Below are 12,927 nucleotides of genomic sequence, written 5' to 3'. Positions count from 1 at the left end.
GGGGGGACGCACACCACCCACTCCTGGCCGACCACCCCCGTTTCCCCCAATTGTTTCCGCTGCCCGGCGTGCGCCTGGCCAGGCGCACGCCGGGCAGCCTACCTGGTGGGCGGGGGAGGTCAGGAATTCGGGCGCTGGTCAGGAATGGGGGCGGAGGGTCCAGATCACGGTCATCTCTCCGGTGACCGCCGCGTCCTCACGGGTGAGGGTGACGGCGACCGGGAATTCGGGCCGTTCTCCGGCGTCCAGCTCCGCGACGACGTCCGCCACGGGCCGGCCCAGCGTGGCGGTGGCCGTGACGATCCCCTTGGCGAGTTTCGTGTAGCCGATCTCCGCCTTGACGGCGAGCGGGACCGCGCGCTGGAGCTGGTCACCGAAGGCGGCGAGCACGATGGCTCCGCTGGCCGACTCGGCGAGCGTGAACATCGCTCCGGCGTGCGGTCCGCCGACGTGGTTGTGGTAGTCGGGCCGGTCGGGCAGCCGCAGGACGGCCCGTTCCGCCGTGGCCTCCAGGAACTCCAGTCCCAGGGTCCTGACCATGGGAACGGTGGCGGCGAGCAGCTCTCCGACGGACATCTGATCTGTGGTCATGGAGCCCGATGTTACCTGCGAGTAGAAGAGCTTCACCATCCCCTGACGGGCCGGAGATGGCAGCTCTCGCGGGGCACCTCTATCGTTACTCGCCATGTGGCCAGGACAGCAGCCGCCCGGGGGCGAGCAGAACCCGCAGGACCAGAATCCCAATCCGTACCAGCAGCCGGGGTACCAGCAGCCGAATCCCTATCAGCAGCCGGGATATCAGCAGCCGGCCTACCCGCCGCAGCCCGGACAGGAGCAGCCGGGGTATCCGCAGCAGCCCGGCTATCCGCAGCAGGGGTACCAGCAGCCCAACCCGTACCAGCAGCCGACCGTGCCGCAGCAGTACGCCGTACCGGGCGGGCCCGGTCCGTCCGGGCCCGGACCGGACAAGAAGAAGAGCACGACGGTCGTCGCTGCCGTGGCCGCCGCGGTGGTCGTGATCGTCGCCGCGGGCACCGCGTTCTTCGTGGTGGGCGGGGACGACGAGAAGAGCGACAAGGCCGCCGACGATGCCAAGGCGTCCTCCTCCGCATCCGCGTCCGAGGAGCCGTCCGCCGCCCCGTCCGTCGACAACCCCAGGGACGGCACCGCCGCCGAGCCGACCATCCCGGGCTGGAAGGTCGTGACCAACCCGAAGCACGGGACACAGTTCGACGTGCCGCCCGACTGGGAGGTCGACAAACCGGGTGTGATATCCGGCTTCGAGGACGCGAAGAAGGGCGACGGCTCACCCCTCGTCACGTTCTCGGCTCCCGCTTTCTACAAGTCCACGTGGTGCTCCCAGGACACCGACAACGACGGCAAGATGGAGGACACCAGCCTCGGCGGCACCGGCACCAAGGGCGGCAGGGGCGCCAAGGACACCGCGTCGGCCGCGCGGAACGAGGCCGGCAGCTGGGTCTGGGCCCCGTACGCCCAGGAGGAGCCCGAGGCAGCGCTCAAGGACAAGATGAAGGTCAGCGAGGCCGAGGCGTTCACCACCACGTCCGGGCTCAAGGGGCACTTCGCGACGGCCACGGCCACGGGCCTCACCAAGAAGAACAAGTGCGACACCGACGGCAAGTCGATCGCCTTCACCTTCGCCAACGCCAAGGGCGACTTCTCCACCTGGGTGCTCTACGCCAACAAGGGCGTGCCGGACGAGATCCCGGACGAGACGATCAAGAAGATCATGGGCACCGTCCGGCTGGCCGGGTCCTCCTGACCGGAAAGCGACAAAACCGGTTGGCACGGGGGACCGCCCGCCGGGATAGTCCCCGGGTGACCTCTCCCGCCGACGCCGACGCCGGCCCGCGACGCTCCCGCCGTCCTCACCGACCCTCGTGGGCCGGCCGTAACTACACACTGCTGACCGCCGCGGCGATCGCCACCAACCTGGGCAGCCAGGGCGCGCTGATCGCCTCGGCGTTCGCGGTGCTGGAGACGGGCGGCGACGCGGGCGACGTGGGGCTGGTGGCGGCGGCCCGTACGATTCCGCTCGTTCTGTTTCTGCTGGTCGGCGGGGCGCTGGCGGACCGGCTGCCGCGGCACCGGGTGATGGTCGCCGCCAACGCCGTCAACTGCGTCTCGCAGGGCACCTTCGCCGTCCTGGTCCTGTCGGGCGACGCGCGGCTGTGGCAGATGATGGCGCTGGCCGCGCTGGGCGGTACGGGCCACGCCTTCTTCAGTCCGGCCTCCGAGGGCATGCTGATGTCCAGCGTCAGCGGCGAGCAGGCGGGCCGGGCCTTCGCGCTCTACCGGATGTCGATGCACGGCGCCGGGATCGGCGGCGCCGCCCTGGGCGGGGCGCTCATCGCGGTGATCGGCCCGGGCTGGGTGCTGGCCGTCGACGCCGCCGCCTTCCTGGTGGCCGGGGCCCTGCGCGCCTTCCTCGATGTCAGCCATGTCCCGCCGCGCGAGCCCGGCGGCGGGATGGTCGCCGATCTGCGCGACGGCTGGCGGGAGTTCACCGGCAGACCATGGCTGTGGGCGATCGTCGTCCAGTTCGCGGTGGTCAACGCGGTCGTCGTGGCGGCCGAGGCGGTGTACGGGCCGCTGGTGGCCCGCGACGAGCTGGGCGGGGCGGGCCCCTGGGGTCTGGCGCTCGCCGCCTTCGGCGCGGGCACCGTGGGCGGCGCGCTGGTGATGATGCGCTGGAAGCCGCGCCGGCTGCTGCTCGCGGGCACGCTCTGTGTCTTCCCCCTCGCCCTGCCGTCCGCCGGACTCGCGGTACCGCTGCCCGCCGCGGGGCTGATGGCGGTGATGTTCCTGACGGGGCTCTCGGTCGAGGTCTTCGGGGTGTCGTGGATGACGGCGCTGCATCAGGAGATCGCCGAGGAGAAGCTTTCCCGGGTCTCCGCGTACGACATGCTCGGCTCGATCGGGATGATTCCGGTGGCCACCGCGCTCGCGGGACCGGTGGAGAGCGCCTTCGGGCGCACCTACGCGCTGTGGGGCTGCTCCGCGCTGGTCATCGTGCTGACGGCCGCGGTCCTGACCGTGCCGGACGTACGCCGGCTGACCCGCCGGACCGCCACGCCGGCGGCGGGGACGCGGAAGGCCGCGGACACCGCCGCCGTGTCAGCCGATGCTGAAGGCGCCGTCGGGCGGGCGGGGTGACGGCACGGCGCCGCTGTCCCGTACCGGGCTCGCGTCCCCGATGAACCGCCGGAGCGACGCACCGTGTTCGACCCGGGCGGGGAAGGCGTCGGCGGCGGTACGGCGGGCCAGGGCCGCCGTATCGATCTCCGTGTGCGAGGCGACCAGCACGGCGTTGCCGAAGCGGCGGCCACGGAGCACGGCGGGTTCCGCGATCAGCGCCAGTTCCGCGAAGACCGTGGCGAAGGTGGCCAGTTGGGAGCGGAGGAAGCCGAAGGGCGCGCCGTCGGCGAGATTCGCGGCGTAGACCCCGTCCGTACGCAGCACCCGCGCGGCCTCGCGCGCGTACTCGACGGAGGTGAGATGCGCGGGCACCCGCGAGCCGCCGAAGACATCGCCGACGAGCACATCCACGGAGCGGTCCTGGGCGGCTTCCAGCCAGCGGCGCGCGTCCGCGCCGTGCACGGTGATGCCGGTGCCGTCCGGTATCGGCAGCAGCTCCGTGACCAGCGCCAGCAGTCCCGTGTCCGCCTCCACCACACACTGCGTGGAGCCGGGGCGGGTGGCGGCCACATAGCGGGGCAGGGTGCAGGCCCCGCCGCCGAGGTGGAGCACGGCCAGCGGAGCGCCCTCGTCGCCCGCGCGGTCGACGACATGGGCGAGACGCCGTACGTACTCGAACTCCAGATGGGTCGGCTCGTCGAGATCGACATAGGACTGGGGCGCGCCGTCGACCGTCAGCAGCCAGGCACGCTCCCGGTCCACATCGGGCAGCAGCTTGGCGGTGCCGCTGTCGACGGCGCGCAGGACGGGGATCGCTTCGTTCACGCTCCCCATTGTGCGCCGACCGCGCCCGCCTCTCCCCGGGGTACGGGGCGACGGGCGCGGCCGGAGCGGGCCCGACCGGTTCGGAACAGGCCGGGCCGGGGCAGGGCGGGGCAGGTCAGAGCAGGGACGTGACCGTGCCGGCGCCGACCGTACGGCCGCCCTCGCGGATCGCGAAGCCGAGCCCCGCCTCCAGCGGGACGTCACGGCCCAGCTCCACGGTCAGGGTGACCGTGTCCCCGGGGCGCGCGACGGCCCTCTCGCCCAGGTCGATGTCACCGACGACATCCGCCGTACGGATATAGAACTGCGGCCGGTAGCCACTGGTGACCGGGGTCGTCCGCCCGCCCTCGCGGGCGGACAGGACGTACACCTGCGCGGTGAAGCGCCTGCTCGGTACGACACTGTCCGGCGCCGCCACCACATGGCCGCGGCGGACCGCGTCGCGCTGCGTGCCGCGCAGGAGCAGCGCGACATTGTCCCCGGCCTCGGCGGACTCCATCGGCTTGCCGAAGGTCTCCAGCCCGGTGACGACCGTCTCGATCCCCGCGCCGAGCACCTCCACGCGGTCGCCGACACGTACCGTGCCGCGTTCGACGGCGCCGGTGACGACCGTGCCGCGCCCGGTGATGGTCAGGACGTTCTCCACCGGGAGCAGGAATGGCGCGTCCGTGTACCTGACGGGCATCGGCACATACGTGTCGATCGCGTCGAGCAGCGCCTCGACGGCCGCCGTCCAGCGCGGGTCGCCCTCCAGCGCCCGCAGCCCGGAGACCCGGACGACGGGCGCCGCGTCGCCGCCGTAGCCGTGCTCGGTGAGCAGTTCGCGCACCTCCAGCTCGACCAGGTCGGTCAGCTCGTCGTCGCCCGCGTCGGCCTTGTTGAGCGCGACGACGATGTGGTTGACGCCGACCTGGCGGGCGAGCAGGACATGCTCGGCGGTCTGGGGCATGATCCCGTCGAGCGCGGAGACGACGAGGATCGCCCCGTCGAGCTGGGCCGCGCCGGTCACCATGTTCTTGATGTAGTCGGCGTGGCCCGGCATGTCGACATGCGCGTAGTGCCGGGTGTCGGTCTCGTACTCGACGTGCGAGATGTTGATGGTGATCCCCCGCGCGGCCTCCTCCGGGGCCCGGTCGATCCGGTCGAACGGCACGAACGTGCCGGTCCCCCGGTCGCTGAGGACCTTCGTGATGGCGGCGGTCAGGGTGGTCTTGCCGTGGTCGACGTGGCCCATGGTGCCGATGTTCAGATGCGGCTTGGTGCGCACGTATGCCGTCTTGGGCATGGTTCGCGTGGTTCCTTCCAGGAACTCGAAGCTGAGAGGGACCCCCGGGCCTTGCCGACCCTCCCCCTGCGGGGTCCGCCGGACGATCCGGGAAGGGTCAGCTTCGGGCGCCGCCGAGGGGCGCTGCGGGCGCCGCCGCCGCGGCTGCTGCCGCCGCAGGGGGCGCGGTCGCGGTGAACGCCGCCGCGCAGGCCACGTACGCGAGGGAGAGACCGGCGAGGAAACCGGCGGGGAAACCGGCAGCCTTCGGCGCGTCCGCGACTGCGGACGGCGCTGCGGGGAAGGCGTACCGGAACATGTCGCCGATCCTGACCCATGGCCACTGTTCACGTCGAATGGTTTTCTCCGCCACGGGAGTTCATATGGGTCGGCTAGCATCCCCAGAATGCTCGACACCGCCCCCAGGCCCCTCCCCAGGCCGGCCCCCGAGCCTTCGCCGGGCCTCGCTGTCCGCTGCATCCGGGCGCTGCTCTCGCCCTGGTCGCGGTTCGCCCTGCTCGTCGCCGTGCTGGGTGCGGCGGGCGCGGCGGTGCTGCTGTACGAACCGCAGAAGCTCCTCGCCGACGGCTGGCCACCGCAGTTCAGCGGCGCGACGGCCGTGGTGCTGTTCGCCGTGGCGTACGGGCTGTGCTCCGTCGCGTTCGTACCGCGTCCGCTGCTCAGCCTCGCCGCGGGCGCGCTCTTCGGCTCGGCGTTCGGGCTGCTCGCCGCGGTCGCGGGGTCGGTACTGGGCGCCTGGATCTCCTTCGGGCTCGTCCGCTTCCTGGGGCAGGGGGCGCTGCGGCCACTGCTGCGGGGCCGTTGGCTGCGGGCGGCCGACGGACAGCTGAGCGAGCACGGCTTCCGGTCGATGATGGCGCTGCGGCTCTTTCCCGGGGTGCCGTTCGCCGCGGCCAACTACTGCGCCGCCGTCTCACGCATGCGCTGCGCGCCGTTCCTGCTCGCGACCGGGATCGGAACCATCCCCAACACCGCCGCGTATGTGATCGCGGGCAGCGAGGCGTCGTCCCCGACCTCACCGATGTTCCTGATCTCGACGGGGTTCATCGTGCTCACCGGAGTGGCCGCGGCGGTCGTCGCCTGGCGTCAGCGCCACCGCCTCCGCCGCCGCTGAGCTCACAGCGGGCGCGCGGCGAGTCCGAGGTCCCCGCCGGGCGGCGGTGCGGAGAAGCGCGCCACGTCGGCGTCCGTGACCTCCGACAGTTCCCCCGGCGACCAGCGGGGCCTGCGGTCCTTGTCGATGACCTGGGCCCGGATGCCCTCCTGGAGGTCGGGGAAGGTCAGCGCGGCGCACGAGGCGCGGTACTCCTGGTCGATCACCTGCTCCAGCGTGGCCGTCCGCCGGGCCCGGCGCACCGCGACGAGGGTGGCCTTGAGCGCGGTGGGCGAGCGGCTGAGCAGCGTCTCGGCCGCGTCCTTGGCCGCCGGTTCCCCGCTGCCGCACAGGCGGTCGATGATCTCCTCCACCGAACCGGCCGCATAGCAGGCGTCGATCCACTCACGGTCCGCGTCGAGCCGCCCCTCCGGCGCGGTCGTCCCGTACCGGCGCACGATCTCCCGTACGTCCGCCGCCTCCCGCACCTCGGGCCCGGCGAGCGCGGCGCGCAGGTCGTCCAGCCGGCCGGAGGGTACGAAGTGATCCGCGAGCCCGCACAGCAGGGCGTCCGCCGCGCCGATCGTGTGCCCGGTGAGGGCGAGATGGGTGCCCAGCTCGCCGGGCGCCCGGGACAGCAGATACGTCCCGCCGACGTCGGGGACCAGCCCGATGGCGGTCTCCGGCATGGCGACGACCGACCGTTCGGTGACGATCCGTACGCTGCCGTGCGCCGAGACGCCGACGCCGCCGCCCATCACGATGCCGTCCATCAGCGCGACATAGGGCTTGGGATAGCGGGCGATCCGGACGTTGAGCCGGTACTCGTCGCGCCAGAAGGCCGGCGAGGCGCCGGCGCCGGTGCGCGTGTCCTCGTGGATCACCCGGATGTCGCCACCGGCGCAGAGCCCGCGCTCACCGGCGCCGGAGATCACCACGGCCGTGATGTCGGCGTCGCCCTCCCACGCGGCCAGCGCCTCGTCGATCGTCCGCACCATGGGGTGGGTGAGCGCGTTGAGGGCGCGGGGCCGGTTGAGGACGAGATGGGCCGTGCGGCCCGCGCGGGCGGTCAGTACCGGTTCGTCGTGGGCCATGCTCTCGCTGGTTCCTTCCCTGGGCGGACGCCTCCGTCGCGTCGCGCCCGTCCAGTATGGACACGCTGATCCGGGGGCTCCTCACCGGCCGGACCACTCACCGGCCGGGGGCCGCCGGTCACTCACCGGCCCGGGCTCGCCAATGCCTCGATGATGCGCTCGGCGGCGAGCGTCGCGGTCAGTGTCCCGTCCCGAACCTCCCGCTCCAGCGCGGGCGCCAGCTCCCGTACGCCCGGGTGCTCGCGCAGCCGGTCCAGAACGTGGTCGCGGACCATCGCCCAGGTCCAGTCGACCTGCTGGTCCCGGCGTTTGTCCGCCAGCCGGCCGTCGGCGCCGAGCACCGCGCGGTGCTGTTCGAGCCGTTCCCACACGGTGTCGAGGCCGCTGCCCTCCCGGGCGCTGCAACTGAGCACCGGCGGCGTCCAGGCCGCGTCCGCCGGGTGCATCAGCCGTAGCGCGCCCGCGAGTTCGCGCGCGGCGGCACGCGCGTCGCGTTCGTGCGGGCCGTCGGCCTTGTTGACGGCGATGACGTCGGCCAGTTCGAGGACGCCCTTCTTGATGCCCTGGAGCTGGTCGCCGGTGCGCGCCAGGGTGAGCAGCAGGAAGGAGTCGACCATGTTCGCGACGGTGGTCTCGGACTGGCCGACGCCCACCGTCTCGACGAGCACCACGTCGTAGCCTGCGGCCTCCATGACGATGATGGTCTCGCGGGTCGCCTTGGCCACACCGCCCAGTGTGCCCGCGGTCGGTGAGGGCCGTACGAACGCGGCCGGGTCCACCGCGAGCCGTTCCATCCGGGTCTTGTCGCCCAGGATGGAACCGCCCGTCCTGCTGGAGGACGGATCGACGGCGAGCACCGCGACGCGGTGGCCGAGACCGGTGAGCAGCGTCCCCAGCGCGTCGATGAAGGTGGACTTGCCGACGCCGGGCACCCCGCTGATACCGATCCTGCGGGCCTTCCCGGAGTGCGGCAGCAGCTCGGTCAGCAGCTGCTGGGCGAGCCCGCGGTGGTCGGGCCGGGTGGACTCCACGAGCGTGATGGCACGGGCGATATACGAACGGGAGCCGTCCAGAACGCCCTTGGCGTAGCTGTCGATGTCGATCCGTGGGGGCACGCGCTCACCGCTCGGCGCCGAGAGCGGCGTCGCCGGAAGCGGCCGATCCGGAGGCGGCCTCTCGGGAGTCGGCCTCTCCGGAGGCGTCGTGGCCCAGCGAGGCCGCGAGCGCGGTCAGCAGATCGCGCGCGGCGTCCGGGATGACCGTGCCGGGCGGGAAGACCGCGGCGGCCCCCGCCCGGTGCAGCTCCTCGATGTCCTGGGGCGGGATCACTCCGCCCACCACGATCATGATGTCCTCGCGGCCCTCCTCGGCGAGCTGTTCGCGCAACGCCGGTACGAGCGTGAGGTGCCCGGCGGCGAGCGAGGAGACGCCGACGATATGCGCGTCGGCCTCGACGGCCTGTCGTGCCACCTCGGCGGGCGTCTGGAACAGCGGGCCGACATCCACGTCGAAGCCCAGGTCGGCGAAGGCCGTGGCGATCACCTTCTGGCCGCGGTCATGGCCGTCCTGGCCCATCTTGGCCACCAGGATGCGCGGCCGGCGTCCCTCGGCCCGTTCGAAGTCCTCGACGGCGGCGCGGGTGCGCTCGACGGCCGGGGAGGTGCCTGCCTCGTTCCGGTACACACCGGCGATGGTACGGATCTGGCCGGAGTGGCGCCCGTACACCTTCTCCAGGGCGTCGGAGATCTCACCGACGGTGGCCTTGGCACGGGCCGCGTTCACCGCGAGGCCGAGCAGATTGCCCTCCAGCCCGGGGCGCGAGCCGGCCTCGGCGGCGGCGGTGAGCGCGCGCAGCGCGTCCTGGCAGCCGGCCTCGTCGCGTTCGGCGCGCAGCCGCCGCAGCTTCTCGATCTGCTGGGTGCGTACGGAGGAGTTGTCGACCTTGAGCACGTCGATCTTCTCGTCGGTCTCCACCCGGTACTTGTTGACGCCGATGACGGGCTGGCGTCCCGAGTCGATCCGCGCCTGGGTACGGGCGGCGGCCTCCTCGACCCGGAGTTTGGGGATTCCGGCGTCGATGGCCCGTGCCATTCCGCCGGCCGCCTCGACCTCCTCGATGTGCTGCCAGGCGCGCCTGGCGAGGTCGTAGGTCAGCTTCTCGACATACGCGCTGCCGCCCCACGGGTCGGTCACCCGGCAGGTCCCGGACTCCTGCTGGAGCAGCAGCTGGGTGTTGCGGGCGATACGGGCCGAGAAGTCGGTGGGCAGGGCAAGAGCCTCGTCCAGCGCGTTGGTGTGCAGCGACTGGGTGTGGCCCTGTGTGGCGGCCATCGCCTCGACGCAGGTGCGGGTGACGTTGTTGAAGACGTCCTGTGCGGTGAGCGACCAGCCGGAGGTCTGCGAATGGGTGCGCAGGGACAGCGACTTGGCGTTCTGCGGGTCGAACTTCTTGACCAGCCTGGCCCAGAGGAGCCGGGCCGCGCGGAGCTTGGCGATCTCCATGAAGAAGTTCATGCCGATGGCCCAGAAGAAGGAGAGCCGGGGCGCGAACGCGTCCACGTCGAGTCCGGCGCCGAGCCCGGCGCGCAGATACTCCACGCCGTCGGCGAGGGTGTACGCCAGCTCCAGATCGGCCGTCGCGCCGGCTTCCTGGATGTGGTAGCCGGAGATGGAGATGGAGTTGTAGCGCGGCATCTTCTGCGAGGTGTACGCGAAGATGTCGGAGATGATCCGCATCGAGGGTGTGGGCGGATAGATATAGGTGTTGCGGACCATGAACTCTTTGAGGATGTCGTTCTGGATGGTCCCGGCCAGCTTCTCGGGCGGCACGCCCTGTTCCTCGGCGGCCACGATGTAGAGCGCGAGTACGGGCAGGACGGCGCCGTTCATCGTCATCGACACGCTCATCCTGTCGAGCGGGATGCCGTCGAACAACTGGCGCATGTCGTAGATCGAGTCGATGGCCACGCCCGCCATGCCGACATCGCCGGTCACCCGGGGGTGGTCGCTGTCGTAGCCGCGGTGGGTCGGCAGATCGAAGGCGACCGACAGCCCCTTCTGCCCGGCGGCGAGATTGCGCCGGTAGAAGGCGTTGGACTCCTCGGCGGTGGAGAACCCCGCGTACTGCCGGATGGTCCAGGGCTGGTTGACATACATCGTCGGGTACGGGCCGCGCAGATACGGCGCGATGCCGGGGTAGGTGCCGAGGAAGTCGAGCCCCGCCACGTCCTGTGCGGTGTAGAGCGGCTTGACGGCGATGCCCTCGGGCGTGTCCCAGAACAGTTCGTGGTCGGTCCTGCCGCTGTGCTCCTTGACGGCCGCGCGCCACTGGTCCTGGGTGGTCCCGACGCTGTCGCCGGGGCCGAGCCCGATCTCGGAGAAGTCCGGGATCCCCATCACGCCACTCCCATCCGGTCGAGGACGGAGGTGAGGACGGCGATCGCGTCGCCGCCCGCGACGACGAACTCGTCGACTCCGGCCCGTACATAGGTCTCACGCTGTTCGCCGGGGCGGCCGGCGAGGAACACCTGGAGCGCCCCGGCCGTCTTGAGCGCCGCCGCGACGGGCGCGGCGGCCTCCGTGTAGAGCGCGTCGCTGGAGCAGATACAGGCGACGGTGGCCCCGCTCCGGGTGAACGCGCCTGCGACGCTCTCCGCGTCGACCGTCACCGGGTCGTGGACCGGTTCGATCCCGCCGGCCTGGAAGAGACTGGCGGCGAAGGTGGCGCGCGCGGTGTGCGCGGCGGCCGGTCCGAGGGCCGCCAGGAAGACACGGGGCCGGGCGCCGGTGGCGGCGAGATACGCGTCGGAGCGGGCGCGCAGCGTCTCGTACGCCTCGTCGCGGCGTACCACCGGCAGTCCGCCGCCGGGCGGCGCGGGCGCCGGGTCGCGCTCCACCGGGGGCTGCGAGAGCTGCGGGAACTCGCTGACGCCGGTGATGGGTTCGCGCCGCCTGGCCAGCCTGCCCGAGCGTTCCTGCCAGGTGGCCGCGAGCCGTTCGGCGATCAGTCCGTCGTGGAGAGCGGCGCGCTGGCCGCCGGCACGCTCGATCTCCTGGAACCACGCCCAGGCGGCGTGCGCGAGATCGTCGGTGAGCCGCTCCACGTACCAGGAGCCGCCCGCGGGGTCGATGACCCGTCCCAGGTGGGACTCCTCCAGCAGGATCGTGGAGGTGTTACGGGCGATCCGGCGGGCGAAGGCGTCGGACAGCCCGAGCGCGTGGTCGAAGGGCAGTACGGTCACGGCGTCCGCGCCGCCGACCCCGGCCGCCATCGAGGCGACCGTGGTGCGCAGCATGTTCACCCAGGGGTCGCGCCGGGTCATCATCACCGATGAGGTCACGGCGTGCTGGCGCTGCGCCCCGGCGCCGGGGCCGGCCCCGCAGACCTCCGCCACGCGGGCCCAGAGCCTTCGCGCGGCCCGGAGTTTGGCGATCGTCAGAAACTGGTCGGCGCTCGCCGCGTACCGGAACTCGATCTGGTCGCAGGCGGCTTCGACGGTGAGTCCGGCCGCGGTGAGATCGCGCAGCCAGCCGACCCCGGTGGCCAGGGAACAGCCCAGTTCCTGCGCGTCGGAGGCGCCGCCCTCGTGGTACGGCAGCGCGTCGACGGTGATCGCGCGCAGGCCCGGGTACTCCCGGTCGCAGAGCGCGGCGAGTTCGGCGGCCTCTTCCGTCAGCCCCGTCACTTCCCGTCCCGTACGGGCGAGTTCGCCGACGGGGTCCGCGCCGAGGGTGCCGCGCGCCGCGTCACGCGCCACCCCGCGCTCCTCGTACAGCTTCAGCAACGCCCGTGCGGCGGAGGGGAATTCGGCGCCGGCGTCGAGCGCGACCGGCGCGAGGTCGAGATAGACACCGTCGAGCGCCGTGGCCAGCCCGGACACCGGGATTCCGGCGGCACCCACCGACAGCCAGAGGGAGGTGACCCCGTTCTCCAGGTCGGAGAGCACGGCCTCGTTGGCGCGTACGGGATCGGGGAGCGCATGGCGCTGCCGTACGTCCCAGCCGGAGACGACGCCCCCCTCGGGCCGCCCGCCCCGGGTGAACGGCGCGAAGCCGGGATAGCCGGAGTCGCCGGGCGTGTCGTCGGCGGTGTACAGCGGACGGGTGGTGAGCCCGTCCTGAAGCGTGGTGGACAGCGCGTCCTCGGCGGCCGGCCCCGAGAGATCCCGACCCGACTTGCGCAGCACACCTGCCACCAGGCTCTGCCACTGCTCGCGGGTCGCATCGGGGAACTCGCCGGCCAGGGAAAGCCCGTCGTCAGGCAGGACCGTCATGCCCAGATGTTAGGACAGCCCGGCCAACGAGCAGCAGAGCGCATCGCTGTGACGTTGCCCTCGTCGGAATGACACGGGTGTAGGTCATTCATGACGCGGCATGTGCCAGGGCTCGAACCCGCGGCAACAGGGGTCACCCCCGTCCCGTAACCCACAGACGCTACGCTGCCCACCATCACCTCAGTGAAGTGCAGGCAT

General features: G+C 72.2%; 11 protein-coding genes. 3 read left to right on the top strand and 8 right to left on the bottom strand.

Annotated features, from left to right (window positions below; all coding sequences use genetic code 11):
* Nucleotides 1-138: 138 nt before the first annotated feature.
* Nucleotides 139-576, bottom strand: a complete 438-nt coding sequence (locus ACFRKB_RS34925; RefSeq protein ID WP_383110630.1) for a DUF4442 domain-containing protein — start codon at nt 574-576, stop codon at nt 139-141.
* A gap of 109 nt (nt 577-685) precedes the next feature.
* On the opposite strand from ACFRKB_RS34925, the gene ACFRKB_RS34920 reads away from it, so the two are divergent.
* Both ACFRKB_RS34920 and ACFRKB_RS34915 read left to right on the top strand, forming a co-directional pair.
* Complete coding sequence (locus ACFRKB_RS34920; RefSeq protein WP_383110625.1) at nt 686-1,783, top strand: hypothetical protein; 1,098 nt, start codon at nt 686-688, stop codon at nt 1,781-1,783.
* A 56-nt stretch (nt 1,784-1,839) separates the two neighbouring features.
* On the top strand, nt 1,840-3,177 hold the full coding sequence (locus ACFRKB_RS34915; protein ID WP_383110624.1) for an MFS transporter: 1,338 nt from the start codon (nt 1,840-1,842) through the stop codon (nt 3,175-3,177).
* Here the strand turns inward: ACFRKB_RS34915 and ACFRKB_RS34910 are convergent.
* The 3 genes from ACFRKB_RS34910 to ACFRKB_RS34900 form a co-directional block, all read right to left on the bottom strand.
* On the bottom strand, nt 3,139-3,984 hold the full coding sequence (locus tag ACFRKB_RS34910; protein ID WP_383110623.1) for a spermidine synthase: 846 nt from the start codon (nt 3,982-3,984) through the stop codon (nt 3,139-3,141). The two genes, ACFRKB_RS34915 and ACFRKB_RS34910, sit on opposite strands and share 39 nt — an antisense overlap.
* A gap of 115 nt (nt 3,985-4,099) precedes the next feature.
* Nucleotides 4,100-5,269 carry an elongation factor Tu gene (tuf, locus tag ACFRKB_RS34905; protein WP_383110622.1) on the bottom strand — a complete coding sequence of 390 codons (1,170 nt, stop codon included), beginning with the start codon at nt 5,267-5,269 and terminating at the stop codon, nt 4,100-4,102.
* Between the two features lie 97 nt (nt 5,270-5,366).
* The gene (locus tag ACFRKB_RS34900; protein WP_383110621.1) at nt 5,367-5,567 is read right to left on the bottom strand and encodes a hypothetical protein; all 201 of its coding nucleotides are present in this window, start codon (nt 5,565-5,567) and stop codon (nt 5,367-5,369) included.
* 87 nt (nt 5,568-5,654) lie between these two features.
* On the opposite strand from ACFRKB_RS34900, the gene ACFRKB_RS34895 reads away from it, so the two are divergent.
* Nucleotides 5,655-6,383 carry a TVP38/TMEM64 family protein gene (locus ACFRKB_RS34895; RefSeq protein ID WP_383110620.1) on the top strand — a complete coding sequence of 243 codons (729 nt, stop codon included), beginning with the start codon at nt 5,655-5,657 and terminating at the stop codon, nt 6,381-6,383.
* A gap of 2 nt (nt 6,384-6,385) precedes the next feature.
* Here ACFRKB_RS34895 and ACFRKB_RS34890 read toward each other — a convergent pair whose 3' ends face one another.
* The 4 genes from ACFRKB_RS34890 to mutA form a co-directional block, all read right to left on the bottom strand.
* On the bottom strand, nt 6,386-7,456 hold the full coding sequence (locus tag ACFRKB_RS34890; protein WP_383110619.1) for an enoyl-CoA hydratase/isomerase family protein: 1,071 nt from the start codon (nt 7,454-7,456) through the stop codon (nt 6,386-6,388).
* A gap of 122 nt (nt 7,457-7,578) precedes the next feature.
* Nucleotides 7,579-8,571, bottom strand: a complete 993-nt coding sequence (meaB, locus tag ACFRKB_RS34885; RefSeq protein ID WP_383110618.1) for a methylmalonyl Co-A mutase-associated GTPase MeaB — start codon at nt 8,569-8,571, stop codon at nt 7,579-7,581.
* A 4-nt stretch (nt 8,572-8,575) separates the two neighbouring features.
* On the bottom strand, nt 8,576-10,852 hold the full coding sequence (gene scpA / locus ACFRKB_RS34880) for a methylmalonyl-CoA mutase (protein ID WP_383110617.1): 2,277 nt from the start codon (nt 10,850-10,852) through the stop codon (nt 8,576-8,578).
* Nucleotides 10,852-12,729, bottom strand: a complete 1,878-nt coding sequence (gene mutA / locus ACFRKB_RS34875; RefSeq protein ID WP_383110616.1) for a methylmalonyl-CoA mutase small subunit — start codon at nt 12,727-12,729, stop codon at nt 10,852-10,854. The genes scpA and mutA overlap by 1 nt, the downstream gene beginning before the upstream one ends.
* Nucleotides 12,730-12,927: the final 198 nt, after the last annotated feature.

Source organism: Streptomyces scopuliridis, assembly GCF_042790125.1.
GTDB classification, from domain to species: domain Bacteria; phylum Actinomycetota; class Actinomycetes; order Streptomycetales; family Streptomycetaceae; genus Streptomyces; species Streptomyces scopuliridis_A.
Note: the sequence above shows the minus strand (reverse complement) of the source record. Positions and strands in the feature narration are given on the sequence as shown.

Coding starts and splice junctions, on each gene's coding strand:
- ACFRKB_RS34925 (WP_383110630.1), bottom strand. CDS start 576: ATGTCCGTCGGAGAGCTGCTCGCCGCCACCGTTCCCATGGTCAGGACC.
- ACFRKB_RS34920 (WP_383110625.1), top strand. CDS start 686: ATGTGGCCAGGACAGCAGCCGCCCGGGGGCGAGCAGAACCCGCAGGAC.
- tuf (WP_383110622.1), bottom strand. CDS start 5,269: ATGCCCAAGACGGCATACGTGCGCACCAAGCCGCATCTGAACATCGGC.
- ACFRKB_RS34900 (WP_383110621.1), bottom strand. CDS start 5,567: ATGTTCCGGTACGCCTTCCCCGCAGCGCCGTCCGCAGTCGCGGACGCG.
- ACFRKB_RS34895 (WP_383110620.1), top strand. CDS start 5,655: ATGCTCGACACCGCCCCCAGGCCCCTCCCCAGGCCGGCCCCCGAGCCT.
- ACFRKB_RS34890 (WP_383110619.1), bottom strand. CDS start 7,456: ATGGCCCACGACGAACCGGTACTGACCGCCCGCGCGGGCCGCACGGCC.
- scpA (WP_383110617.1), bottom strand. CDS start 10,852: ATGGGGATCCCGGACTTCTCCGAGATCGGGCTCGGCCCCGGCGACAGC.
- mutA (WP_383110616.1), bottom strand. CDS start 12,729: ATGACGGTCCTGCCTGACGACGGGCTTTCCCTGGCCGGCGAGTTCCCC.